The organism is Streptomyces sp. NPDC041784, from assembly GCF_055591025.1.
Genome location: NZ_JBVJAB010000002.1, coordinates 616,096 through 639,848, shown reverse-complemented (window position 1 = coordinate 639,848; position 23,753 = coordinate 616,096). Strand labels below are relative to the sequence as shown.

General features: G+C 72.6%; 24 protein-coding genes, 1 tRNA gene and 2 pseudogenes. 12 read left to right on the top strand and 15 right to left on the bottom strand.

What is annotated here, in order from left to right:
- The first annotated feature begins 40 nt into the window (after nucleotides 1–40).
- On the top strand, nucleotides 41–1,219 hold the full coding sequence (locus tag ACZ6D7_RS06585; protein ID WP_469484380.1) for an amidase domain-containing protein: 1,179 nt from the start codon (nucleotides 41–43) through the stop codon (nucleotides 1,217–1,219).
- Here ACZ6D7_RS06585 and ACZ6D7_RS06580 read toward each other — a convergent pair.
- The 3 genes and pseudogenes from ACZ6D7_RS06580 to ACZ6D7_RS06570 all read right to left on the bottom strand — a co-directional run.
- Entirely contained in the window at nucleotides 1,207–1,773 is a 567-nt protein-coding gene (locus tag ACZ6D7_RS06580) for a DUF4383 domain-containing protein (protein WP_469484377.1), read from the bottom strand. The genes ACZ6D7_RS06585 and ACZ6D7_RS06580 overlap by 13 nt on opposite strands.
- Nucleotides 1,774–1,886: 113 nt before the next feature.
- Nucleotides 1,887–3,260, bottom strand: coding sequence for a hypothetical protein (locus tag ACZ6D7_RS06575; protein WP_469484374.1), 1,374 nt, complete (start codon nucleotides 3,258–3,260; stop codon nucleotides 1,887–1,889).
- A gap of 75 nt (nucleotides 3,261–3,335) precedes the next feature.
- A pseudogene (locus tag ACZ6D7_RS06570) lies at nucleotides 3,336–3,696 on the bottom strand (DUF4097 family beta strand repeat-containing protein); the annotation flags it as partial.
- A 337-nt stretch (nucleotides 3,697–4,033) separates the two neighbouring features.
- Here ACZ6D7_RS06570 and ACZ6D7_RS06565 point away from each other — a divergent pair.
- The 3 genes from ACZ6D7_RS06565 (at nucleotide 4,034) to ACZ6D7_RS06555 (ending at nucleotide 5,406) form a co-directional block, all read left to right on the top strand.
- A tRNA-Val gene (locus ACZ6D7_RS06565) sits at nucleotides 4,034–4,108 on the top strand.
- Between the two features lie 79 nt (nucleotides 4,109–4,187).
- On the top strand, nucleotides 4,188–4,619 hold the full coding sequence (locus ACZ6D7_RS06560) for a DUF6153 family protein (protein ID WP_469484371.1): 432 nt from the start codon (nucleotides 4,188–4,190) through the stop codon (nucleotides 4,617–4,619).
- Between the two features lie 85 nt (nucleotides 4,620–4,704).
- Nucleotides 4,705–5,406 (top strand): DUF305 domain-containing protein, encoded by a 702-nt coding sequence (locus tag ACZ6D7_RS06555; RefSeq protein ID WP_469484368.1) that lies wholly within the window; start codon nucleotides 4,705–4,707, stop codon nucleotides 5,404–5,406.
- On the opposite strand, the gene ACZ6D7_RS06550 is transcribed toward ACZ6D7_RS06555, so the two are convergent.
- The 3 genes from ACZ6D7_RS06550 to ACZ6D7_RS06540 all read right to left on the bottom strand — a co-directional run bounded on the left by ACZ6D7_RS06550 (nucleotide 5,403) and on the right by ACZ6D7_RS06540 (nucleotide 7,111).
- Nucleotides 5,403–5,747, bottom strand: a complete 345-nt coding sequence (locus ACZ6D7_RS06550) for a hypothetical protein (RefSeq protein ID WP_469484365.1) — start codon at nucleotides 5,745–5,747, stop codon at nucleotides 5,403–5,405. The two genes, ACZ6D7_RS06555 and ACZ6D7_RS06550, sit on opposite strands and share 4 nt — an antisense overlap.
- An 81-nt stretch (nucleotides 5,748–5,828) precedes the next feature.
- On the bottom strand, nucleotides 5,829–6,671 hold the full coding sequence (locus tag ACZ6D7_RS06545; RefSeq protein ID WP_469484363.1) for a serine hydrolase domain-containing protein: 843 nt from the start codon (nucleotides 6,669–6,671) through the stop codon (nucleotides 5,829–5,831).
- Between the two features lie 8 nt (nucleotides 6,672–6,679).
- Nucleotides 6,680–7,111: a thiol-disulfide oxidoreductase DCC family protein gene (locus ACZ6D7_RS06540; RefSeq protein WP_469484360.1), complete on the bottom strand. Its 432-nt coding sequence runs from the start codon at nucleotides 7,109–7,111 to the stop codon at nucleotides 6,680–6,682.
- A 164-nt stretch (nucleotides 7,112–7,275) separates the two neighbouring features.
- Between ACZ6D7_RS06540 and ACZ6D7_RS06535 the strand changes: the two genes are divergently transcribed.
- Nucleotides 7,276–7,797, top strand: coding sequence for a GNAT family N-acetyltransferase (locus ACZ6D7_RS06535; RefSeq protein ID WP_469484357.1), 522 nt, complete (start codon nucleotides 7,276–7,278; stop codon nucleotides 7,795–7,797).
- Here ACZ6D7_RS06535 and ACZ6D7_RS06530 read toward each other — a convergent pair.
- The gene (locus tag ACZ6D7_RS06530; RefSeq protein WP_469484573.1) at nucleotides 7,787–8,728 is read right to left on the bottom strand and encodes a ketopantoate reductase family protein; all 942 of its coding nucleotides are present in this window, start codon (nucleotides 8,726–8,728) and stop codon (nucleotides 7,787–7,789) included. The two genes, ACZ6D7_RS06535 and ACZ6D7_RS06530, sit on opposite strands and share 11 nt — an antisense overlap.
- 111 nt (nucleotides 8,729–8,839) lie before the next feature.
- On the opposite strand from ACZ6D7_RS06530, the gene ACZ6D7_RS06525 reads away from it, so the two are divergent.
- On the top strand, nucleotides 8,840–9,061 hold the full coding sequence (locus ACZ6D7_RS06525) for a DUF2277 domain-containing protein (RefSeq protein ID WP_469484354.1): 222 nt from the start codon (nucleotides 8,840–8,842) through the stop codon (nucleotides 9,059–9,061).
- Nucleotides 9,062–9,152: 91 nt separating this feature from the next.
- On the opposite strand, the gene ACZ6D7_RS06520 is transcribed toward ACZ6D7_RS06525, so the two are convergent.
- Nucleotides 9,153–9,767 carry a DedA family protein gene (locus ACZ6D7_RS06520; RefSeq protein WP_469484353.1) on the bottom strand — a complete coding sequence of 205 codons (615 nt, stop codon included), beginning with the start codon at nucleotides 9,765–9,767 and terminating at the stop codon, nucleotides 9,153–9,155.
- Nucleotides 9,768–10,326: 559 nt separating this feature from the next.
- Between ACZ6D7_RS06520 and ACZ6D7_RS06515 the strand changes: the two genes are divergently transcribed.
- A complete protein-coding gene (locus ACZ6D7_RS06515; RefSeq protein WP_469484350.1) occupies nucleotides 10,327–10,494 on the top strand; it encodes a hypothetical protein in 168 nt (55 codons plus the stop codon).
- A gap of 108 nt (nucleotides 10,495–10,602) precedes the next feature.
- Here the strand turns inward: ACZ6D7_RS06515 and ACZ6D7_RS06510 are convergent, their stop codons facing one another.
- The 4 genes and pseudogenes from ACZ6D7_RS06510 to ACZ6D7_RS06495 form a co-directional block, all read right to left on the bottom strand.
- The gene (locus tag ACZ6D7_RS06510) at nucleotides 10,603–11,058 is read right to left on the bottom strand and encodes a DoxX family protein (RefSeq protein WP_469484347.1); all 456 of its coding nucleotides are present in this window, start codon (nucleotides 11,056–11,058) and stop codon (nucleotides 10,603–10,605) included.
- 101 nt (nucleotides 11,059–11,159) lie between these two features.
- Nucleotides 11,160–13,071 (bottom strand): annotated as a pseudogene (locus tag ACZ6D7_RS06505) (FAD/NAD(P)-binding protein).
- Between the two features lie 284 nt (nucleotides 13,072–13,355).
- The gene (locus ACZ6D7_RS06500; protein ID WP_469484345.1) at nucleotides 13,356–14,984 is read right to left on the bottom strand and encodes an alkaline phosphatase D family protein; all 1,629 of its coding nucleotides are present in this window, start codon (nucleotides 14,982–14,984) and stop codon (nucleotides 13,356–13,358) included.
- A gap of 78 nt (nucleotides 14,985–15,062) precedes the next feature.
- Nucleotides 15,063–15,707 (bottom strand): HNH endonuclease family protein, encoded by a 645-nt coding sequence (locus ACZ6D7_RS06495; RefSeq protein WP_469484343.1) that lies wholly within the window; start codon nucleotides 15,705–15,707, stop codon nucleotides 15,063–15,065.
- A 376-nt stretch (nucleotides 15,708–16,083) separates the two neighbouring features.
- On the opposite strand from ACZ6D7_RS06495, the gene ACZ6D7_RS06490 reads away from it, so the two are divergent.
- On the top strand, nucleotides 16,084–16,665 hold the full coding sequence (locus ACZ6D7_RS06490; protein WP_469484340.1) for a TMEM165/GDT1 family protein: 582 nt from the start codon (nucleotides 16,084–16,086) through the stop codon (nucleotides 16,663–16,665).
- A 226-nt stretch (nucleotides 16,666–16,891) separates the two neighbouring features.
- Complete coding sequence (locus ACZ6D7_RS06485) at nucleotides 16,892–17,575, top strand: HAD family hydrolase (protein ID WP_469484336.1); 684 nt, start codon at nucleotides 16,892–16,894, stop codon at nucleotides 17,573–17,575.
- Nucleotides 17,576–17,662: 87 nt separating this feature from the next.
- On the opposite strand, the gene ACZ6D7_RS06480 is transcribed toward ACZ6D7_RS06485, so the two are convergent.
- Nucleotides 17,663–18,838 (bottom strand): peptidoglycan-binding domain-containing protein, encoded by a 1,176-nt coding sequence (locus ACZ6D7_RS06480; RefSeq protein WP_469484333.1) that lies wholly within the window; start codon nucleotides 18,836–18,838, stop codon nucleotides 17,663–17,665.
- 192 nt (nucleotides 18,839–19,030) lie between these two features.
- Here ACZ6D7_RS06480 and ACZ6D7_RS06475 point away from each other — a divergent pair, with 192 nt between their 5' ends.
- The gene (locus tag ACZ6D7_RS06475; protein ID WP_469484330.1) at nucleotides 19,031–21,112 is read left to right on the top strand and encodes an MDR family MFS transporter; all 2,082 of its coding nucleotides are present in this window, start codon (nucleotides 19,031–19,033) and stop codon (nucleotides 21,110–21,112) included.
- A gap of 82 nt (nucleotides 21,113–21,194) precedes the next feature.
- Here the strand turns inward: ACZ6D7_RS06475 and ACZ6D7_RS06470 are convergent, their stop codons facing one another.
- Together ACZ6D7_RS06470 and ACZ6D7_RS06465 are read right to left on the bottom strand one after the other, a co-directional pair.
- Nucleotides 21,195–21,689 carry a GNAT family N-acetyltransferase gene (locus ACZ6D7_RS06470; protein WP_469484327.1) on the bottom strand — a complete coding sequence of 165 codons (495 nt, stop codon included), beginning with the start codon at nucleotides 21,687–21,689 and terminating at the stop codon, nucleotides 21,195–21,197.
- 22 nt (nucleotides 21,690–21,711) lie between these two features.
- Entirely contained in the window at nucleotides 21,712–22,326 is a 615-nt protein-coding gene (locus tag ACZ6D7_RS06465) for a dihydrofolate reductase family protein (RefSeq protein ID WP_469484324.1), read from the bottom strand.
- A 253-nt stretch (nucleotides 22,327–22,579) separates the two neighbouring features.
- On the opposite strand from ACZ6D7_RS06465, the gene ACZ6D7_RS06460 reads away from it, so the two are divergent.
- Both ACZ6D7_RS06460 and ACZ6D7_RS06455 read left to right on the top strand, forming a co-directional pair.
- A complete protein-coding gene (locus tag ACZ6D7_RS06460) occupies nucleotides 22,580–23,263 on the top strand; it encodes a hypothetical protein (protein ID WP_469484321.1) in 684 nt (227 codons plus the stop codon).
- Nucleotides 23,264–23,376: 113 nt separating this feature from the next.
- Nucleotides 23,377–23,751: a hypothetical protein gene (locus ACZ6D7_RS06455; RefSeq protein WP_469484318.1), complete on the top strand. Its 375-nt coding sequence runs from the start codon at nucleotides 23,377–23,379 to the stop codon at nucleotides 23,749–23,751.
- Nucleotides 23,752–23,753 lie beyond the last annotated feature (2 nt).

Here is a 23,753-nt window from a genome sequence, read left to right as displayed (position 1 = left end):
CCCCGGCATCCCTCCCGCCGGGGCAAGAGGGGAAACATCAGTGAAGTCAAGGAAATTGAGCGGGACGCGCCGCAGAGTCACGATACTCGGAGCCGCCGCCACCTCCGTCGTCGCCGGCGTCGCGCTGCTGCCCAACTGGAGTGCCGGTGCCGCGGTCGTGGACGACCCCACCGTGGACGCCCGGACCAAGGCCACCTTCCAGCGCCTCGCGGACGCGGTCTTCACCGACCGCACCGAGGCCCTGGTCGACGGCGGGCAGGGTGACCGGAGCAAGCCGCTGACCGACGGCTTCTCCGGCGACGTCCGGCTGTCCTCCGGCACGGCCCGCAGCGAGGACGCCGCCCTGTCCTCGCTCGGCCAGCGCAAGGACAAGCTCGCCAAGGCCGGCGAGAAGTACAGCAAGGCCGCCACCACCGTCACCCTGAACGCCACGCGCGTGACGGGCCGTACGGCCAAGGCCGCGGTCACCGAGACCACGACCCTGACCTACGACAAGGCGCGCGGCGGTGAGCCGAAGACCACGGGGTTCCAGGCCCACCACGAGCTGACGTTCAAGGCCGACCGGCAGGGCAACTGGCAGCTGACGACCATCCGCGACACCGACCAGGGCGGCCTCGCGGTGAACACGCTGTCCAAGCCGGCGACGGTCAAGGCGACCACCGCGGACGACACCATGCCGTCGGCCCCGCGCGCGGCGACCACCTGGCCCGCCCCCGCCAAGCCCAAGACGCTCACGGGCGCCGCCCTGGACTACAAGGCCATGGGGACGTACGCGGAGAAGTACTGGAGCAACTACAACCCCGACTACCCGAACTTCAACGGGCACGGCGCGGGCGGTGACTGCACCAACTTCGTGAGCCAGTCCCTGAAGGCGGGCGGCTGGAAGCATGTCCCGGGCTACGTGTACGACTACACCAGGTGGTTCGGCAACGCGACCATCCAGTCGGACTCGTTCGTCGGCGTCAACGAGTGGTCCTGGTTCGCCCAGAACTCCAAGCGGACGACGGCCCTCACGAACGTCTACCAGATGGACGTCGGTGACGTGCTCCAGGTGGACTTCGACAAGGACGGGTCCAAGGACCACACGATGATCGTCACGTACCGCAGCCCGCAGGGCGTGCCGTACGTGACGTACCACTCGAACAACACCTTCCGCCGGTCGGTGCAGAGCATCATCGCGTCGTACCCGACCGCCGCGTACTACGCCTACCGCACCTGATCAGGCCGGTCCCGCCGCTCCGTGAGTTCCCCCTGCCGCGCCTCGCGCGCGGCCAGTTCGGGGTGGCGGGCCCGCCAGTACGGGTTGTCGTGCGGCAGGGCGGATCCGACCCTGCCGTACATCCCGAAGACCATCAGCAGGATGCCGATCACGAAGCTGAGCATGCAGTTCTGGATCTTGAAGGCCAGGAAGTTGTAGTCCGTCTCCAGCAGGGCCATGTTCAGGAACCCGCTGAGGATGAACAGGACCCCGAGACTCATGTTCAGCGTGGACGCGAAGTTCCCGCCGATCACCATGCCGACGAAGAGCAGCAGCCCGACCCCGACCGACAGCCAGCTGAGGGCGCCGTTGGTGTTGAGGCTCCAGACCTCGTCCCCGCCGGTGTCGAAGAAGCCGATCTTGTCGATGATGCCGAAGATCCCGAAGACGAGCAGGCCCAGGCCCATCAGCCCGGCGCCGATCCGGTAGACCATGTTCAGACGGTGGTCGACAGGCAGATGATCGTCGAGCCTGATCCGGCGCCTGTGTTCGGAACGCACTGCATGGGTCGCCATCTCCGCCTCCCGATGGGTGAGACAAGCCGGCGGAGGCCTTGTGTACCTTCAATATCCGCCCGTCCCGCCCCATGGGCAACGGGGGCCGCGGGGCCGCGGGGGCCCGTGGCCGGTCAGTGCGCTGTGCCCCGCTCCTCACGGATCCGTGCGACGACCGCCGCCACCGCCCGCCGGACCGCCTCCGTCTCGGTCAGGAAGTGCCAGTAATCGGGGTGGCGGTCCTCCAGCGTGATGATCGCCCGTTCCAGCCGGGCCACCGCCTCGTCCAGCGGGCGCGCGTCCCGGGGGTCCGGTGTGTTGCGGCCGGCCATCGCCAGGCGCTGGGCGTCGCGGATCGCGAAGCGGGTGCGGTCGATCTCCTGACGCGGGTCCTTCTGCACGGCGTTCAGCCTGGTGAGGCGGTCACCGGCGGCCGAGACCGCCTCATCGGTGGTGTTCAGTAGCGCGCGGGCCGTGGACAGCAGCGCGGTGGCGTCCGGCCAGCGCTGCTCGTCCCGCGCGGCCTGCGCCTCGGTGAGCTTGCGCTCGGCCTGCCGGACGTGCTCCACGGCCTGGTCCGGCACGTGCTGGAGGTCCTGCCAGCAGGCCGCCGTGAACCGCCGCCGCAGCTCGCTCAGAATCGGCTCCACCTGGCCGGAGCGGGTCGTGAGCGCCTGCGCGCGGGTCCGCAGCGACACCAGCCGGTGGTCGATCTCGGCGGCCCGCTCGGGCAGCCGCCCCGCCTCCACCCGGACCGCCTCGGCCTCCCGCGACACCCGCTCGGCCCGCTCCAGCGTCTGCGGCACCCCGTGCTGCCCCGCGCCCTGGTTCAGCTTGGTCAGCTCGGGCGCCAGTGCCGCCAGCCGCGCCGCGAGGTCGTCCGCCCGCAGTCCCGTCTCCCGTACGGCGTCCAGCTCGTTCGACGCGGCCAGCAGTGCCTGCCGGGCCCGCTCCACGGCGGGCGCCAGCCGGGCCAGCTGTGTCTCGGCCTTGCCGAGCAGCGGTCCCAGCCCGTCGGCGAAACGGTCCAGCTCCTGCTTCACCCGACCCAGCTCGTCCTTGGCGCGGGTCAGCTCGGTGCGCGCCCGGCCGGCCGTCGAGGCCTCCAGGTCGTCCCGGTCGAGGTCGTGGGCGTCGACCGCCTGGATGTACTGGTGGCTCGCCTCGTCGATCCGCCGGCCGATCGCCTCGAAGTCCGTGACCGCGCGCCGGGCGGCCGGGGAGGCGTCGACCGCCATGATCGTCTCGATCGAGATCCGCAGGTCCCGCTGGGCGGTGTCCAGCTCGTAGAAGGCCGCCGCCGCGTCGTCCTTCGCCGCCTGCGCCTCGGCCCGCTGGCTCTCCGCGCGCCCGCCGAACCAGCGCCGGGTGCCGCCGCCGGCGAACGCGCCGGGCAGCGCCAGGGCGACGACCACCGGCAGGGCGAGAAGGGTGAGGGTGTCCCGGAGCGCGCGAAGGTGTGCGCGCGGCACCGACGGCGAGTTCGGCTGCGCTGGTGTCGCCGTCACATCCCTCTCCCGTGCTGTGGTCCGCCCTGCCCGGATGTCATTCTCCCACCCGTTAAGGACGAACACACGAGCCCGTTAGTTCGCCGTTCGGACGGTGACTTTGCCGTCGTGCGTCTCGGCCTCCACCACGTGCGGGCTGTTCTCGTCCCGGGGCACGGACACCTCCCGCGCGCCGTCGTGCGTCCGCGCCGTCACCTTGTACGTCGCCCTCGGCAGCGAGATCGTCACCGCGCCGTCCCGGGGACACGGACTCCACCCGGTCCGGTACGGCGGCCAGGTCGAGGCGGACCGAGCCGTCGTCGGTGTGGGCGCGCACGGTCCGCGAGGAGACCTCGGCGCGCACGGAGCCGTCCTCGGTGCGCAGTTCCAGTGGCCCGCGGGAGTCCTCGACCCGCACCGAGCCGTCCTGCGTGCGGATGCTGAGCGCGTCCTCGAACCGTTCCTATGGACTGAGCGGGAGTGAGTCCTGTTGCCACCCATCCCGCACCCCCGCCCCGCACAGCCCTCGACAACTCGGTCACCGCACCCGACGAGCGCCACCGACAAAGGTCACCCATTCGACCGACGAACTCCCATTCCCACCCCGGAAGGACAGTCCGAAGCCCCCGCCACGACCGTCGACGCTCACTCACACACGCCGGCACACACTCATGCTCAGTCAATCCCCGGCAGCCCCCAAGCCCCGTCCGTGCCCCGCCGCGAACGGTCCGATGCCGCTGCGATACGGGTTTGCGGGACACCGCCCCGGGCAATGTAGGCTGTCGACTCGTTCTGGGTGCGTAGCTCAGGGGTAGAGCGCCTGCCTTACAAGCAGGATGTCGGCGGTTCGAAACCGTCCGCGCCCACCAGACGGTGCCGCAGGGCCTCCGGATCGTTCCGGGGGCCCTGCGGCGTGTCGGACCGCCGGCGCTCCCTAGGATGGCGCCTGTGAACGGACTGTGGCGGCGGGCGGTGTGCGTGCTCGGGCTCCTTGTGGGCCTGCTCGGCATGCACGGTCTCGCGCCCGGCGGGCTGCACTCCGCGCACGGGGGGAGCCGGCCCATGGCGGCGACTTCCTCGCCCGAGGCGGCGACCTCACCCGTCGCGGCGGCCGCACCCATGGCGGCGATCTCGGGCTCGGTGGTCGCCGAGGTGCACGACGGCTGTCCCGAGGGCCACTGCGGCGGCGGACACGCCCGGCACGCGGACGCGACCTGCGCCTCGCCCGCGCTGGGCGACGGCCCGGTGCTGCCCGGCCTCGTGCCCGACCCGGCCCCCGTGCCCCGGGCGGACGGCCCGGTCCGCGCGTCCGTGACCGAGGACCCCGACGGCGCCCGCGCGCCGCCGTCCCTGGCGGAACTCCAGCTCCTGCGGATATAGACACCGCTCCCGCACCGCGTGCCCCCGTGGGCCGACGTGGTGCGCCGACGTGTCCACATCCCCTTTTCTCCCCAGGAGTTCCCGAATGACCAGCACCACTTCCCGTCGTGTCAGCCGAGTCCGTCGTGCCGGCGGAGTCCGTCGTGTCAGCGGAGTCGGCGGAATCCGTCGGGCCTGTGCGGCGGCGGTGACGGTGACCGCCGCGCTCGTCCTCGCCGCGTGCGGCGGTGCCGACGGCGACGACACCGGTGAGCGTGCCGCGGGCGGGAACCCGACCGCCTCGGCCGGCGTTTCGGCCGGCGCGCACAACGCCCAGGACGTCACCTTCGCGCAGGGCATGATCCCGCACCACCGGCAGGCCCTGGAGATGGCCGAACTCGCCGCCGACCGCGCCTCGTCCACGGCGGTCAAGGACCTCGCCACCCGGATCGAGCGGGCCCAGGAGCCGGAGATCGAGAAGCTGACCGGCTGGCTGAAGGCCTGGGGCGAGGACGTGCCCGAGGAGGGCGCGGCGACGGACCAGGGCTCCCACGGCTCCCACGGCGGCGGCATGGCCGGAATGATGGACGACGCCGCGATGCAGGAGCTGTCGAAGGCCTCCGGTGAGGCCTTCGACACCGCGTTCCTGACGCTGATGACCGAACACCACGAGGGCGCCGTCGAGATGGCCGGAACCGAGCGGGACAAGGGCCGTTACGCCCCCGCCAGGTCCATGGCCGACGACATCGTCACCGGGCAGACCGCGGAGATCGCGGAGATGAACGGGCTGCTCGGGAAGAAGAGCTAGCTCTCCTCGCCGGGTGGGGTCTCGTGCGCGTGCTTGAGGCGGGTGCGGGCCTCCACCCGGTCCCCGGCGGCCACCTCCGACCAGAAGCGGTGGCCGCTGACGAACACCGCCAGCTCGTGCTCCCGCCGGCGGAGCTTCTCCACCTCGGCCTGCTCGTCGGCCGTCCAGCCGGGGGAGGCCGGGCGCTCGATCTTGCGCCAGCCGCTGTCGTCGCTGAATCCGTCCAGGGGCTCGACCGACCAGGGCAGCCGCTTCAGGAGGACCGACAGCTCGGCCCGGACCTGATGCAGCTCCTCCTGACCGGCGCGCAGGTCGCTCGGAAAGTCATAGGTCGTAGCCACGCGCTAATGCTACGCCTGTTCGATTTTGCGGGGCGAGCTCCTTTGGGGTGTTCGTGTGAACGTGCGTTCGATCAGGGGTGGTCAGGTTCCGGCCGTCCGGCGCTGCCGCAGGATCTCCACGCCCATCCGGTCCGTGATCTCCGCCTGCGCGTTGAGCCGGTGGACCACCACCCAGTCCCCGTCGTCCAGCGCGCCGGTGAACACCGAGGCGTGCCGGGTCGCCCCGTTGTGCCAGCGCAGGGGCCCGGCCTCCTGCCAGGACGGCGACGGATCCCCCAGCCGGCGCTCCACCAGCAGCCGTACGACCAGGTCGGCCACCGCGCGCGGCGTGGCCCACAGACCGCCGGCCGGCAGGATCGCCCCGTCCATCGTCCACGGCCTGCGGGACCCGCCGAGCCGCCCCGGCGTCGGCAGACACCGCTCCGGGGCGGGGTGCGCGGTCATCTCCGTGATGTCCAGCGGGTCCAGCACGTACGTGGTCACCAGCTCCTCGTACGTCGTCCCGGCGGCGGCGCCCAGGGCCGCGCCGAGGACGGCGTAGCCGAAGTTGGAGTACTCCTCCTCCTGACCGGGCGGGCGGGTGGCGAGCGTGTCGAGACCCGGCAGGAGCGCGTGCAGCGCGGCGTGGTCGAACCCGGCGTACGGGTCGCGCGGGCGGACCCGGCCGGGTGGCAGACGGGGGAGGCCCGAGGTGTGCCGGGCCAGGTGCAGCAGCGTGATGCCGGTCGCCGGCGCCTCGGGAAGCCACCGTTCGACCGGGTCGTCGACCGAGAGCACCCCGGCCGCCGCCATCCGGGTCAGCGCGGTGCCGGTGACGGCCTTGGTGAGCGAGCCGATCTCGACGTACCGGTCGACGGCGTGCCCGTCGGCGAGGGCGGGCGGGGCGCCCGGGACGAGGACACAGGTCGGGACACGACGGCGCACGGGGGACCTCACTTCGCGGCGGGCGGTACGGCGCACGCGGGCGTGCCGCCGGGCAGCCGGTGGCGGTTGCGGGACACCCAGCGGTAGGCCGCGCGGGCGCAGGAGCGGACCCCGGGCAGCCGGACCACGGCCGCGAGCACCCGGTACGCCGGGGACGGCGAGGTCCCGACATAGCGAGCCAGCGCGTCCGCCCCGCCGGCGAGGACCGTGCCGCCTCGCAGCAACAGGACCTCCCGGTCGAGCCGTTCGAGGTGCGGGGCGGTCGTCCCGGCGGGCAGGAACTGCCAGGGAACCGCTTGCAGCGCCGGTGCGGCGAGCGCCCGCAGACGGTCGACGGAGGTCTGGCAGAAGCCGCAGTCGCCGTCGTAGGCCAGGACGGGGGGTGCGGAGGCGGGTGAGGGCGCGGGGGCGGGTGTGGGTGCGGCTGCGGAGCCGGGCATGGGTTCTGCCTTTCAGGGGGTCAGGTCAGGGGTCAGGTCAGGGGTCAGGTGACGGGTCAGGTGACGGGTCAGGTCAGTGGGTGCAGCAGCCGGTGCCGGGGAGTCAAGGCTCGGGCCCGGCTGCCGGAGGGCCGGTTGTCAGACCCTCGCTCTACGGTGGGGGCATGGATCTCAGCGGTGTGGAGCGGGTGCGGCTGGTGCCCTGGTCGGAGGGCGACTTCTGGCTGCTGCGGCGGACCAACAGCCCCGAGATGACCGAGCATCTCGGCGGGCCGGAGACGGAGGAGAAGCTCCTCGCCCGGCACCGGCGGTACTGCGAGCTGTCCGACGGCCGGATGTACCGGGTCACGCTCGCGGACGGCGGCGGGACCGCCGGCTCCATCGGGTACTGGGAGCGCGAGTGGCGGGGCGGCACCGTGTGGGAGACGGGCTGGGGGATCCTGCCCGAGTTCCAGGGTAGAGGGCTCGCCGCGCTGGCCGCCCGCGCCCTCGTCGACGTCGTACGGGAGGTGGGCGGCCACCCGGCCCTGCACGCCTTCCCCGAGGTGGACCACGCCGCGTCCAACGGGGTGTGCCGCAAGGCCGGGTTCACGCTGCTCGGCCAGGCCGACTTCGAGTATCCGAAGGGCAACTGGATCAGATCCAACGACTGGTACGTCGATCTGCGCGCCGGGCTCAGCGGGTAGCCGCCCCCACCTCCGCCACCAGACGCGCCGCCACCGGCACAGGCACGCCGTGCCGCTCGGCCGCGCGCAGCAGCGCCCCGCCGATCGCGTCGAGTTCGAGGGGCAGGCCGGCCTCGGCGTCGCGCTGCATGGAGGACTTCGCCGTGGGATCGAAGGCGTCGTAGAGGGCGAGCGCCCGGGCCGGGTCGGCGGGGGCGCCGCAGGCCCGGCTGACCGCGGCGGCCTCCTCGACCAGCGCGGTCAGATCCTCCCGGTGCCGGGTGCGGATCTCGCCGACGGGGACGCCGTGGCGGGTGGTGAGCAGGGCGAAGGGCGCGAGGAACGCCAGCTTCGCCCACAGGACGGCCGTCTCGTCCGGGTGCGCCCGGACCACCGGGTCGACCGCGGACAGGGTCCGGGCGAGCGCGTCGAGACGGTCGGCGGGCACCTGGTCCCCGGCGAGGTCGATGCTGGTGAAGCGGCTGCCGTGCTCGATCACGCCGGGCGCGACACGGGTCGACTCGACGCGGACGACGGCTGGGGCGACCCGGTCCGGGCGATGGTGGGCACGCAGCCGCGCGGGATGCTCGACACCGTTGAGGAACGGCACGAGGAGGGTGTCGTCGCCCAGCGCCGAGGGCGGGATCCTGGTCAGCGCCGTGTCCAGGGCGGTGTGCTTGACGGTGATCAGGACCGCGTCGACCGGGGTGCGCAGGGTGGTGTCCGCGTCGACCCGGGCCGTGAAGTCGCCGAACTGGCCGCTGCGGACGCGGATGCCGTGGGTGCGCAGGGTCGCGGCCGTGTCCTCGCCGGCCAGGCAGACCACCTGGTGGCCGGCCCGGGACAGCAGCGCCGCGAGCAGGCCGCCGACCCCGCCGGGGCCGAGGACGGCGACGGTGCGTATGTCGTCGCGTACGTCGTCGCGTACGTCGTCGTGCACGCCGTCGCGCATGTCGTTCGCCATGATGCTGTTGTTCCTCTCGTCGGTCGGCCCCGCGGTCGCGGTGGCCGCCTCGGAGATGATCATGGCACGGAGGCCGGGTGACGGGGGAGACTTGAGGACATGTGCCGCAGCATCAAGACACTCCGCCCGCCCGCGCTGGCCGAGGAGGCCACGCAGGACGAGATCCGGGCCGCCGCCCTCCAGTTCGTCCGCAAGGTGTCGGGCTTCAGGGCGCCGGCCGAACACAACCGGGAGGTGTTCGAACGAGCGGTCGAAGAAATCGCCCTGGCCACGACAGAACTGCTGGACGGCCTGGAGGTACGGGGCGCGCGGCAGGCGTGACCCCCGCGCAGCCCCCGGTCCCCGTCTCGGGTGGTCCGGTCCCCCTCCCGGGTGGTTCGGTCCCCCTCCCGGGTGGTTCGTCGGCGCCGTGTCAGGCCGACGAAGGCCGGCGCATGACGTAGGCCGCCGCCGCGCCCGCTCCGAAGAGGGCCAGGACCGAGACGCCCGTCGCCAGCCAGGCCGTGCCCAGCCAGTGGGCGCCGTAGTAGCCGAGGGCGGCGCTGTAGGCGGCCCAGGACAGGCCGGCCAGGGCGGACCAGGGCAGGAAGTCGCGGGCGCGGCGGTGAGCGGCGCCCGCGATCAGGGAGACCACCGAGCGCCCGGCGGGCGCGAAGCGGGCCAGCACCACCAGCGCGCCGCCGCCCTTGGCGAGCGCCTCGCCGAGACGTTCCTGCGCCGTGGTGAGCCGTCGGGAGCGGGCGATCGCGCGGTCCAGGCGTTCACCGCCCCGCCAGGCCAGCCGGTAGGCCACCAGATCGCCCAGCACGGACGCGGTGGTCGCGGACAGGATCAGCACCATGATGTCCGGCACCTCGTCCGGCACCTGTCCGGTCGCCGCCCCCGACCCCGCCGCGGCGGCCGTCGCCGCCGTGATGACGAGCACTCCGCTCGGCAGTACCGGCAGGAACACGTCGAGGAGGACCGACAGGCCCACCACCGCGTAGATCCATGGGCTGCCGAACAACGCCCCCACACTCTCGAACACCGATCGCTCCCCGTGTCTCCCCCGTGACGGCCGACCGTGCCGCTGTGTCGCGAGGGAGCGGCAGGTGCGGCCAATACAGCCATACAGCGTACGCCGAGGGTGTGACAGGAGATTCATGGGGGGCGCGTGCGTTCGGCACCGGACGTTCACCGGAGAGGCCGTATCGGATCCCGAGCGATAAGCGGAACGGGCCGTGGTGACAGGTGGGTGGGAGGGGGTCCTCACGGCCGCCGTGTTCGCGGGGGGTACCGGCGGTGCCGAGGGGGCCCCCGGGTGCTGGATGCGGAGGGAGGGGCGGTTCGCGCCGTCGGCCGCGTTCGTGCCCTCGGCGGCGGTCACTACGACCAGGGGCTGGTCCCGGCGGCCGCGTGGATCGAGGTCCGCCAGGAGATCGGCGGGACGGGCGCGGCCACGGCCGTGGAGCTGAACGTGTCCGGATTCGCGCCGGGTCGCGCGTCACCGCGTCCGGGTCCACCGCGGACCCTGCGGGACCGACCCGGCTGCCGCGGGCGATCGCTACCGGCACGACGAGACGGGCGGCGCCGACGCCGGGAACGAGGTGCGGCCGGACTTCACCGCCGGCCCGGACGGCACGGGCGAGGCCGCCGCCCGGCACGGCCGGGGTTTCCGGCGGGGCGAGGCGTCCTCGGTCGTGATCCACGACCACCCGGGCTCCGACGGAACCCGGGTGGCGTGCTTCACGGTGCCCTTCGGCTGGGTCGCCTGAGAGGGGTCGCTCGGGAGAGGTCGTCCGCGACGGGCCGGACCGACCGTGACGGGTCAGAGCGATCGCGACCGTGACGGGTCAGGCCGATCGCAGACAGATCGTGACGGGTCAGGCCGTGACGGTGGCCGTCTGCGCGGCCGGCTCCCGGTCCCCGGCGGTGCGCTTGGCGAAGAGCCGGTCGAGGCCGAGGGCGCCGGAGCCGGTGAACACCAGCAGCAGGAAGGCCCAGCAGAACATCGCGGAGGCCTCGCCGCCGTTCTCCATCGGCCACAAGGCGCCCGGCTGGTGCACCTTGAAGTAGGCGTACGCCATGGAGCCCGAGGCCAGGAACGCGGCGGCCCGGGTGCCGAGGCCCAGCAGCACCAGGCTGCCGCAGATCAGCTGGATCACGGCCGCGTACCAGCCGGGCCAGGTGCCGGCGTCGAGGGTGGAGCCGTCGGTGCCGGCGGCCCCGCCGAGGACGCCGAAGAGCGAGGCGGCTCCGTGGCAGGCGAACAGCAGGCCGACGACGATACGGAACAGGCCGATCGCGTAGGGCTGCGCGGTGTTGAGACGAGCGGACATGGTGGGGGGTGCTCCTTCGGTGTCGGTCGGTCGGTCTCGATGGGGGAGAGGACCGGTCGGTGGGGGCGGCGGTACCGAATGAGCAATTACGCTAGGCAACCTCAACCAGTAATTGCAAGTTCAACATTTAGCCATGGCTTGACTTCCGCTGTGACGTTCCGCTTCCGATGCCGCCGCACGGAGTACGGCTCGCGCGATCGCGTCCGCGTCCGAGAGCGTGACCGAGTCCACGCCCGGGCGGGCGCCCGCCGCCGTCACCCAGTGCACGCCCTCCGTGGGCACCCCGAAGGCGAACCGCCTGGGGTGCGGCCTGCCTTGACGGTCCACCAGGTGGTAGGGGCGCGGAGTCACGTCCAGACCTCCGGTCGGATATCCGTCGACCGTGTGCGGCCGGCACCGCCCGGTCTTCAGCAGCCGGGCGAGCAGATCGTCGGCGGTGCGTCGCAGATCCGGTTCCGGGAGCCGGGCCTCGACGAGCGCCGCCACCCGCACCGCGGAGCCCGGCACCTCCGGCGAGTGCGCCCGCCAGGCCCCGTCCTCCTCGCTCACCTCCAGCCGCGGGCCGAGCACCTCCACCACCCCCGCCTCCAGCAGTGCGGTGAGTTCCTCCACGCGCCGGCGGGGCGGACCGATGGACAGGAAGGCGTTGAGCGGGGTGTACCAGCGGTCGAGGTGGTCCCGGCGGGAGACGCCGGCCAGCCCGCCGTGGTCGACGATCAGCCGCAGCTCGTTGCGCAGGTCCCGCAGCACGTCCAGGGCCGCCTTGGGCGGGCCGTCCACATTGCCCCGGGCGGCTTCCTCGGCGTCCCGCCGCAGATACCCCAGCAGCCACTCCCGCCACTGCCCCGGGTGCGCGAACCGCCGTTCCGCATACGGCCTGGAGATCCGGTCCCAGCTCCAGCGGTCGGCCTCCGTGACCCCGAACGCGTCGAGAATCTCCGCCTCGCGGGGGTCACCGTGCGTAACGGCCAGAAATCGGTCCACGAACCCTTCCCGGCGGAGCAGGGTCGCGTAGTAGACCGTCTCCACCTCCTTCGCCACCAGCGGCCATATCTCCGCCAGGAAGTCGGGCGCCTCCCCGGAGTCCGCGCGCTTGCGGAAGCCCGCGATCACCTCCGGGGTGAGGACCAGCGGGAGATGACGGCCGTACGGCCCCTTCGCGTTGTCGCCGCGCGCCCGGTACGGGACGCCGCGCCGCGAACCGGCGTACAGCCGTGGCTCGTGCCCGGAGGGTATGTACCGCAGGCCGCGGGAGCCGGAGCCCCCGGTACCGGTGCCCCCGGTACCGGAGCCGGTGCCCGGGCCGACGCGGACGAAGCGGCCGCCCCGGCCGGTGGTCAGCAGGGCCAGGTGGTCGAAGAAGTTCAGGCCCAGGCCGCGCAACAGCACCGGCTCGCCCGGCGCCAGCGCGGAGAGGTCGACGTCGGCCGGGTTCGCGGGCGCGATGTGCCGCAGGCTGTGGCGCTCGGCGTACGCCGCGTGGCGCTGCTGGGCCGCGTCCGCGACTACCGGAAGATGGCCCTGGGCCAGGACCACGGCGGACAGCCCGAGCAGCACCCGGCCGTCGTCCAGGGTGAGGACCTGGCGGCCGTCGGCGGCGTCGTCAAGGCGGACTGCGCGGGCCGCGTGGGTCTCGACCCGCACCGCGGACGGCGCCCGGCGTACCGTCCGCGCGAACACCCACTCCAGGTAGCGGCCGTAGTGCGCGCGGGTCGGGTACTCGTCCGGGCCCAGCGTGCCCGCCGCCCACTCATGCAGGCTGGGGCCCGGCCGGATCGGCCCCGCGCAGTCCACGCTGTCGTCGGTGAACAGGGTGACCTGCGAGGCCACCGTGTTCATCAGCAGTTCCCGCGACTGCGCGGTGCGCCAGACCCGGCCAGGTCCCGGCGGGGCCGGGTCCACGACGTGGACCGTCAGCCGCGCTCCCGGCGGCAGGAGGTCCGGCGCGGAGGCGCAGAGGCGTTCCAGGACGCTGGTGCCGCGCGGCCCGGCGCCGACCAGGGCGACGGCCACCGACGCCGACGCCGACACCGCGTGCTCGTCCACGGTGGCTCGCGGGGTCACTCCCGCGGTCGCTTGCGCGGTCACTTCCGCGTTCAGTGAGGACACAGGGGGGACTCCCGGGCGTGTGGGGGCGCGATGGAGCGGACCGCCAGCAGCGCTGCCGTGCACTGCACTGCACCGCACCGCATTGCACGGCACTGCACGGCACCGCACTGGAAGCGGACGGTCCGCCTCATCATGCCGTCGAGCGTCGCAGAAGCCAACGCGGGCCCCACTGGCCCCAGTTGTCCGGCTCAGGGGGCCAAGTCGGACTCCTCCACGGTTGTCAGCACACCCTTCCCGCGCGCCTGCTCCAGCCGCAGCCGGGCCGAACGCCCGCGCAGGACCAGGGTCATGAGCTGGTTGCCGAACCACGGCCCGCTCGTCTTCCGCCAGTCCACGGGCGGGTGCGGACAGCGGCCGTGCCGGGCGAAACCGCGGCCGAGGGCACGGGCCACCGCGCTCCAGCCGAAGCGGAAGCCCATCTTTATCGACAGCGGTATCGAGTTGTGCACCGGCGAACAGGTCAGCTGGAGGACGCGCGCGTCCGGGCCGGGCCGATCGCGCCAGCGCGGCTCGGCGACGTACGCGTGATGGACGTCCCCGGAGAGGACGAGCACCGTCGCCGGGGCCGTCGGGCCCGTGCCCACCTCGGCGATCAGCTCGCTCAGCGCGGTGAAGGAGCCGGGGAAGGCCGCCCAGTGCTCCAGGTCCGCCGCCCGCCGCAGCTTCTCCCCGAACCGCGCCCAGCGCGCGCCCCGCTCACCCCGGCACAGCGCCGCGTTCCACGCCTCGGCGTCGTGCACCAGCCGCGGCAGCAGCCAGGGCAGGGAGGTGCCGATCAGGAGATGGTCGTAGGAGCCGGGGTCGTCGAGGACCTGGGCGCGCAGCCACGCGGCCTGGCCCGGGTCGAGCATGGCGCGCCCGCCCTCGTCGAGGACCCGCGCGGCCCGGGTGTCCACCATCAGCAGCCGCACCCGGCCGAAGTCGCGCCGGTAGCTCCAGCGCACGGAGGCCGGCTCGGCGTCCGCCCGGCAGGCGAAGGCGCGCAGCGCGTCGGTGCCGTCGGGGGTGGCGCGTACGGCGGTGTAGAGCGGGTCGGCGGCCAGCTCGGCGGGGGAGAGGTTGCCCAGCTGCTGGTGGACCCAGTACGACATCAGGCCGCTCAGGATCCGCTCGCGCCACCAGGGCGCGGCCCGCATGTCGGCGAGCCAGGCGGCGGAGGTGTTCCAGTCGTCGATCACGTCGTGGTCGTCGAAGACCATGCAACTGGGCACGGTGGACAGCAGCCAGCGGACCTCGGGGTCGAGCCAGGACTCGTAGTAGAGCCAGGTGTACTCCTCGAAGTCGGCGACCTCCGCGCCCGGCGGGTCGGCGAGTCCGCGGCGGGCCCGGATCCGCTCCCGTGTCGCGTCGGAGACCTCGTCGGCGTACACCTGGTCGCCGAGCAGCAGGAGCACGTCGGGCCGCTCGGCCCGCGGGTCGGCGGCGAGGCGGGCGGCCAGGCTGTCCAGGGCGTCGGGGCCCACGGGGTCGGCCTTGCCTGCCGGGGGTGCCGCCCAGCGGCAGGAGCCGAAGGCCACCCGGAAGCCGTCGCCGTCCGCCGGGACGCGGATGACCGACGGCGGGAAGCGGGAGTCGGGGAGCGGCCACACGCGGGTGCCGTCCAGGAACACCTCGTAGGCCGTTTCCGTGCCCGCCGTCAGACCGGTCACCGGGACGAGGGCGTAATGATGGCCCGCCACCTGGAAGGTGCGGGCCGTGCCGACGGAGCCGTCCGCGCAGCGCACCTCGGCGGCGCACGGACGGCTCGCCTCGACCCAGACGGTCGCGGACGAGCCGTCGGTGTGTCTCAGCAGTGGTCCCAGCCGCAGTCCGGCCACGTGATCGCCCTCCTCCGTCGCTCCGTACGGTACGGAACGACGGAGGCGAGCGGGGAGGTTCCTGCGGTCACGACTCGGTCAGCAGCCGGAGAGGTAGCTGGTGAGCGCGGACTTCTCGGCCGAGTCGACGGAGAGGTCGTAGTAGTACTTCACCTGCACCCAGGCGCGCACGTAGGTGCAGCGGTAGGAGGTGACCGACGGCATCCACTCGGCCGGGTCCTGGTCGCTCTTGGACTGGTTGACGTTGTCCGTGACCGCGATGAGCTGCGGACGGGTCAGGTCGTTGGCGAAGTTCTGGCGCTGCGTGCTGGTCCAGCTGTCGGCGCCGGAGTCCCAGGCCTCGGCGAGCGGGACCAGGTGGTCGATGTCGAGGTCGGAGGCGGCGGTCCAGGTGGCGCCGTCGTACGGGGAGTACCAGGTGCCACTGGTGGCGGCGCAGGCGGAGCTGGTGACGACGTTGGAGCCGTCGCGCTTCAGGACCGTCTCGCGGGTGTTGCAGGTGCCGCTGATGGTGATCCAGTGGTTGAAGAGGTCGCGGTCGTAGCCGGTGCGGTCCTCGGTGGCCACGGTGAGGGTGGCGAGGTAGCTGCGGGCGGTGGCGGCGCTGACCGGAGTGGGGAGGGCGGCGGAGGCGGTCGGCGCGTTGAAAAGCCCGACGGAGGCTATGAGGCCCGCGAGTGCCGCGAGTATGCTCAGCCGTCGACGCGCGTAGAACTTGGGCATGCGAACTCCTTGGTGGGGCGGGGGCGTTGGAGTGCGAGCGGTGGAATGCTCGCCGGGTCGCGTTGCGGGGAGGTGTGCGCCCGGTAAGAAAGTAGTGACGGGTACATGACACGACAAGGTTTATGGCGAAACGATCTCGTATGATTGACGGAGCAGAAGGGGAGTAGCTCTTCGCCGGACCGTCGACATACTGCTCAGCTCGTCTGAGCCGGCGCCCGGAGGCGGGTCCCGTAGGGGACCGGCCAGCGAGACCTTCGGCAAGCAGTGCACATCCGTGCCCCACGGCACGGATGCCATGTGTGCTGCCGTGCCGAGGTGTGTCTACTTCTTCTGGAATCAGGCTCTCGGTGGGGTGGCCCCGACCGATTGAGGAACCTTGATCAGTATCAGCGTCACGGCGCTCGTCTTCGGTGTCGTCTTCCTTGCCGAGCTCCCGGACAAGACCGCGCTCGCCGGTCTCGTCCTCGGCACCCGCTACCGCGCCTCGTACGTCTTCGCCGGCGTCGCCGCCGCCTTCGCGCTGCACGTGACGCTCGCGGTGGCCGCCGGCAGTGTGCTGACGCTGCTGCCGCAGCAGATCGTGCACGCGCTGACCGGTGTGCTGTTCCTGGGCGGCGCGGCGGTGCTGCTGATGAAGAAGGACGAGGGCGACGAGGAGGTCCGGCGGCCGGAGAACCAGTCCTTCTGGAAGGTCTCCGGAGCCGGTTTCATGCTGATCCTGGTCGCCGAGTTCGGCGACCTCACGCAGATCATGACGGCGAACCTGGCCGCGCGCTACGACGACCCGCTCTCCGTCGGCCTCGGCGCGGTGCTGGCGCTGTGGGCGGTGGCCGGCCTCGGCATCGTCGGCGGAAAGGCGCTGATGAAGCGGGTGCCGCTGACGCTGATCACGCGGATCGCGGCGCTGCTGATGCTGCTGCTGGGCGTGTGGAGCCTGTGGGAGGCGATCGCCGGCTGAGGCGGGCGCGCGGGGTGGGGCTGGTGCGGAGCGACCTGAACGGCGAGTGAACGCTTTCCGGCGCTTTCCGTGGCGAGTGGCGGGCGACCCCTCTTGTTTTGTACCGTAGAGAAACAAAGTGGCTCCCGCTCGTTTTCCCTGACCGGCGGGCGGGGCCGCCTTGTTTCTGCGTTCTACGTTCTGCGTTCTATGTTCTACGTTTCTGTGTTCGACGTCTCTGCGTTCTATGTTTCCGAAGCCGCACCTGGAGCTGCTGATGCCGGTCCTCACCGCCCGTGCCCTTCTGCTCGACATGGACGGCACCCTTGTGAACTCCGACGCCGTGGTCGAGCGGGTCTGGCGGCGCTGGGCCGACCGGCACGGGCTGGACGGCGACGAGGTCATGCAGGTCGTCCACGGACGGCAGGGGTATGCCTCGATGGCCGTACTGGTGCCCGAGCGGCCCATGGAGCAGAACTACGCCGACAACGCCCGGATGCTGGCGGAGGAGACCGCCGACCTGGACGGGGTCGTGCCGGTGCCCGGGGCGCCGGAGTTCCTCGCCTCACTCCGCGCGCAGGGGGTGCCGCACGCGCTGGTGACCTCGGCGGACGTCGCGCTGTCCACCGCGCGGATGGCGGCGGCGGGACTGGAGCTGCCGGACGTGCGGATCACCGCCGAGTCGGTGGGCGCCAGCAAGCCGGATCCCGAAGGCTTCCTGAAGGGCGCGGCTGAGCTGGGGGTCGCGGCCGGGGAGTGCGTGGTGTTCGAGGACTCGGGGGCGGGGATCGCCGCCGGGCGCTCCGCCGGGATGCGCGTCGTGGGCGTCGGGGCGAGGGCCGCGGCGTACCGGCCGGACGTGGTGGTGCGGGACCTGCGGGAGATCCGGGTCGAAGCCGTGGAGGACGGGGTCCGGATCCACGTCGGGTGAGACCGGTTGCCGGAAGCAGGGTGAGACCGGTTGCCGGAAGCAGGGTGAGACCGGTTGCCGGAAGTCGGGTGAGACCGGTTGCCGGACCTACGGCTCGTCGGTCTCCGACTCCAGGCTCTGACGGGTAGCCGCCCCGTACACGCCCAGGTCGTCGGACTTGATGCCCCGCGACCACTGGTAGTTGCGCAGGGCGTCCTCGACCGCGCCGGTGAAGATGCCGTTGGCCTCGCCGCTGAAGAGGTACAACTGGCTCAGCCGGAGCTGGAGTTCGGTCACCTCCGTGCCCCTGTCGCCGCGGCGCAGGACGGGCGCCGCGATGGTCTCCTCGCCGCCGCTGTCGGCGCCGTTGTCGGGCCCGGTGGTGCTCGTGACCCCGGCCGTCGGTGTCGTCTGGCTCGGCTCGGCCGACGCGGAGGCGGACGGCGAGGCGCTGGACGCCTCCGCGGACGGCGACGCGCTCTCGCTCGCGGAGGGCGACGGCGACGCGCTGGACGCCGAGGGGGACGGGGAACCGCTCGGCGAGGGCGACACCGAGGCCGCGCTGGTCGAGCTGTCGGGTACGGCGGCCCGGACGTCCTTGGGGGCGGCGCTGTCCCGGGTCGGCTTCTCGTAGGAGAACAGCCCGCCGGCGAACCCGGCCGCGGTCACCACGGCCACGACGGCACCGGTCGTCGCGAGCAGCAGGGCGCGACGGCGGCGCCGGCCGTTCGGGGTCGCCGCGTCCTCGTCGTCGGAGGCCGCGTACGCCCCGCCCTGATCCCAGCCCCGGTCCCACTCCCGGCCCCGCTCCCGATCCCCCGCGTCGAACAGGCTCAGATCGGTGGTGCTGGGCTCGGCGCCCGTCGGGGTGAGGGGCGTGGGGAGCGCCGTGGTCGCGTCCACGGCCCGCAGCGGGACGGTCTCGTCGGCGGGGACCGCCCGCAGGGGCATCGTCACGTCGGTGGCGCCGGAGAAGGTACCGGAGCGGGAAGACGCGCCGGAAGCCGTGCCGGAGGCAACTGCCTCGGGAGTCGCCCCCTGTCCGCCCTGTCCGCCCTGTCCGCCCTGCCCGTCCTCCCCGATCTCGACGTACGGCCGTATTCGGAGCGGATCGAAGTCCTCCGCCGCGGCCGCCTCCGCCGTGCGCGTGTCGCGCAGGGCGTCCGAGGCGCGCTGGGCGCAGGAGCAGGACGGGGTGTTGTCCGGGGCACGCAACGCGCCGCACTCCGGGCACGGCAGCCCCTGCCGTTCCCGTCGCCGTTGTCGCCCCGTCGGATCGCTCACGTGTTCGTTCCTCCCCATCCAAACTCCAGAGATTATGCAGATCCTTCACACAACCGTTCGCCCGCGCCCCCCGGAATGTCAGATTCCATCAGGATCCCTGGAGGGTCCCGGGTTACCCCAAGGGGACTCGAGAGGCCATAACGGGTCACACCGATCACGATGAAAGGGTCACTTGAGCCTCAGGAGGCATCCATGGCCTTGGACGCGCACAGCGCGACGGCGGATCCGCGTCAGGAGCACGTGTCCGGAAACGTGCTCGTCTCGATCGGCGCCCTGCTGCTCGGCATGTTCCTCGCGGCCCTCGACCAGACGATCGTCTCCACGGCCCTGCCCACCATCGTCAGCGATCTGGGCGGCCTGGACCATCTGAGCTGGGTCGTCACCGCGTACCTGCTCGCGTCGACCGCCGCCACTCCGCTGTGGGGCAAACTGGGCGATCAGTACGGGCGGAAGCGGTTGTTCCAGGCCGCGATCGTGCTCTTCCTGATCGGTTCGGCGCTGTGCGGAATGGCTCAGAACATGCCCCAGCTGATCGCCTTCCGGGCGGTCCAGGGGCTGGGCGGCGGTGGCCTGATGGTGCTGTCGATGGCGATCGTCGGAGACATCGTCCCGCCCCGGGAACGCGGCCGCTACCAGGGCCTGTTCGGCGCGGTGTTCGGCGCCACCAGCGTCCTCGGCCCGCTGCTCGGCGGCCTGTTCACCGAGCATCTGAGCTGGCGCTGGGTGTTCTACGTCAACCTGCCCGTCGGGGTCGTCGCCCTCGCCGTCATCGCGACCGTCCTGCACATCCCGCGCAGGGCGGCCCGGCACGTCATCGACTACCTAGGCACCTTCCTCATCGCCTCCGTCGCCACCTGCCTGGTGCTGGTGGCGTCCCTCGGCGGCACCACCTGGGACTGGGGCTCGCCGCAGATCGTCGGTCTCGCGGTGCTGGGTGTCGTCCTGGCCGTCGCGTTCGTGGCCGTCGAACGCAGGGCCGCCGAACCCGTCCTGCCGCTGAAGCTGTTCGGCATCCGCACCTTCACGCTCTCCGCCGTGATCAGCTTCATCGTCGGCTTCGCGATGTTCGGCGCGATGACCTATCTGCCGACGTTCCTCCAGGTCGTCCAGGGCATCTCCCCGACCATGTCCGGCGTGCACATGCTGCCGATGGTGGCCGGCATGCTCCTGTCGTCCACCGTCTCCGGGCAGATCGTCAGCCGCACCGGCCGCTGGAAGGTGTTCCCGGTCGCCGGTACCGCCGTCACCACCTTCGGTCTGCTCCTCCTCCACCAGCTGGACGAGCACAGCTCCACGGGCGAGATGAGCGCCTACTTCCTCGTCTTCGGCCTCGGTCTCGGCCTGGTCATGCAGGTCCTGGTCCTGATCGTGCAGAACGCCGTCTCCTACGAGGATCTCGGCGTCGCCACCTCCGGTGCGACCTTCTTCCGCTCCATCGGGGCGTCCTTCGGCGTCGCCGTCTTCGGTACGGTCTTCGCGGGCCGCCTCGGCGACAAGCTCACCGAGGCCTTCCGGGGCGTCAGCCTCCCGTCCGGCGTCTCGGTCGACGCGCTGGAGGCCGACCCGCGCCGCATCGCCGCGCTCCCGTCCGATCTGCGACCACGGGTCCTGAGCGCCTACGCCTCCGCGATCACCGACGTCTTCCTGTACGCCGCACCCGTCGCCCTGTTCGGTTTCGTGCTCGCCTGGTTCCTGCGCGAGGACCCGCTGCGCGGCTCGGTCACCGCGCCCGACGTGACGGAGACGCTCGCCAGCAACCCGGTCGAGCGGTCGTCGTACGACGAGGTGTGCCGGGCGCTGTCCGTCCTCGGCACCCGCGAGGGCCGCCGCGAGATCTACCGGGAGATCGCCGTCCGGTCCGGCCACGATCTGCTCCCGGCGGCGAGCTGGCTGCTGCTGCGAACCTGGAAGTACGGCAGCGTCGAACCGGCGGTGCTCGCCGAGCGCAGCACCGTCCCGTTGAACGTGATCCTGGACGCCGCCCGGCAGGTCGAGGGGCGCCGGCTGGCCGTGCGCGAGGGGCTGGACCTGGTTCTCACCCCACGGGGCCGCGAGGTCGCCGAGGACCTGGCCCGGGTCCGTGAGGAGTCGCTGGCCGAACTGCTCGGCGACTGGTGGGGCCCGGACCGGCCCACCGACCTGGTCCAGCTGGTCAAGGAACTCAACACCGAACTGTGCGGCTCCGACCGCGAACGGCCGCACGGGGAGGGACGGGAGCCCCGCGACCACCGGCCCCCACCCCGGGACCACCCTCCGCCACCACAGGGCATATGAGCGGTCGCCGCTGCCGCCGCCGTCGCTGGGCCTGACGGGCGTCCGCCACCGGATCGGCTCCCTCGGCCGACGGCGGCCTCCGTCACCGCAGTGGCTTGGTGAACCAGTGCTCGGCGTACGGGCCGGTGTTGTGCGGCTCGGTCTCCGTGTAGCCGAGCCGGGCGTACAGGGTGCGTGCCTCGATCAGGTCGCTGCGGGTGTCGAGGACGATCCGCGTGGCGCCGAGCGCGCGGGCGGCGTCCTCGGCGGCCCCGACCAGCAGCGGGGCGCCGCCCTTCCCGCGCAGCCCCTCCCGGACGAACACCCGGGTCAGCTCGGCCGTCGCGGCGTCCAGCAGCCGTACGCCGGCACAGCCGCCGGGCGTACCGTCGTACCGCCCCACGAGCAACCGCCCGCCGGGCGGCGTGAGTTCGGCTCCCGGTTGGGCGGCGATCTCGCGCTCCAGCTCGGCGGGGTCGGTCCGGTGCCCCTCGTGCAGCAGGTACCAGCGGTCGCTGACCTCGGTGTAGTACTCCCGCCACAGTGCGGCGGCGACCGCCGAGTCGAAGGATTCGGGGGCGATGGTCCAGGTCGTCATGGAGGCATTGTCGGGAGCCGCCCTATCGGGCCCGCAACCGAATATGGGTGACCTCGGGGGAGTCCAGCACCTCGGTCTTCGCCCACTCGACGGGCGTGTCCCCGGCCCCGTCGAACAGCCGCCGCCCGCCGCACAGGAGCACGGGGACGATGTGCAGCAGCAGCTCGTCCAGCCACCCGGCCCGGATGAACTGCCCGACCAGGTCCGCTCCGCCGGCCAGGGACACGTCCTTGTCCCCGGCCGCCTCGCGGGCGAGCGCGAGCGCGTGCTCGGGCCCCTCGGTGACGAAGTGGTAGGTGGTCCCGCCCTCCTTCACGACGGACGCGCGCGGCTGGTGCGTGACGACGTAGACCGGCATGTGGAACGGCGGTTCGTCGCCCCACGGGATCTCGCCGCTGATGTACATCCCGTGCCCCATCACCACGGCCCCCGGCCGCTCCACCCACGCGGCGAGCAGCTCGTCGTCGGGGCCGCCCGCCCCGCCCTCCATCCCCTGCATCCGCCGGAACGTCCGCAGCCCGTACACCCACGCGTGCAGCCGCTCCCCGCCGATGCCCAGGGGGTGTTCCCGGCCGGAGTCCGGCCCGGCGACGTACCCGTCGAGTGACATGGCCAGCCGTGCGACGACCTCACCCATGACAGCCTCCTCGATCCCGATCGCTGTTCCTCGTGCCTCGTGCCTCGTGCCTCGTGCCTCGTGCCTCGTGCCTCGTGCCTCGTGCGTCGTGCGTCGTGCGTCGTTCTTCGATTCCTCGTGCTTCGTTCCTCTCACCCTCACGTCGATCGGGCCGCGGCCGGATCGACACACCGTCGGAACCCGTTTGGACGGGGCCGTCCGGGCAACCCGGGTGCGGAACCGGCCCGAGGGGCCGACCCATCGGAGGGCAACCATGTCCACAGGTGTGATCATCGCTCTGATCGTGATCGTGGCGGTCGTCGTGGTCGCCGTCGCGGCCGTCCTGACCGTGCGGGCCCGGGGCGCGCACGGCGGAGGCGGCCTGAAGCGGCGCTTCGGGCCCGAGTACGACCGTGCCGTCGACCGGCACGACGGGGACGTCAAGGCGGCCGAGCGGGAACTCGGCGCCCTCGTGGAGCGGCACGGCGGACTGCGCGAGCGGCCGCTGGAGCCCGCCGAACGCGAGCGGTACGAGGCCCGTTGGACGGCCGCACAGGAGAATTTCGTCGACTCGCCGAGGAAGGCGGTCACCGAGGCGGACCGGCTGCTCGCAGAGGTGGCCGGCGCGCGCGGCTTCCCGGACGCCGCGCAGTACGAGGAGCAGGTCGCCGCGCTCTCCGTGCACCACGCCCGCCATGTGCAGGGCTACCGCAGCGTGCACCGCGTCGCCGCCGTGACGCCCGACGGCTCACCGGACGCGACCGCGCCCGGCACCGAGGACATGCGGGCCGCCCTGCTCGAGGCCCGCGCGCTCTTCGACGACCTGCTCACCCCGGCCCGCGGCGAGCCCACCGCCCGCCACCGCGCCGAGCGCACCCCGGCCGCGGCCACGCCCGGGGACGACGGCCACCGCCACCTGCCGCGCGCCTTCCACCGCCACCAGCCGAAGGAGGGCTGAGCGCGATGCCGGACGTGACACCGAGGGGAGACGTGACACCGAGGGGAGACGTGACACCGAGGGGAGACGTGACACCGAGGGGAGACGTGACACCGAGGGGAGACGTGACACCGATGGAAGACGTGACACCGAGGGAAGACGTGACACCGAGGGGACGGGACGAGGGCACCGTGGTCGCACCGGACGCGCCGGGTTCGCTGCTCCCGCGCGAGGAGAGCGACAAGCTCGCCGCCCGCATGGAGCACGCGGTCGTCGGCTTCGTGGACGGCCCCCGGGACGCCGTGGAGGAGGCCGACCGCGTTCTGGAAGACCTGACCGCCCGCCTGACCGACGCCGTGCACCGCCGTCGCCGCACCCTGCGCGGCGCCTGGCAACCGACCGACACCGCCGAGGACCCGACCGGCACCGACGCCTCCGCCGACACCGAGCAACTTCGGCAGGCCCTGCGGGACTACCGCGAACTGACCCGACGCCTGCTACACCTCTGACC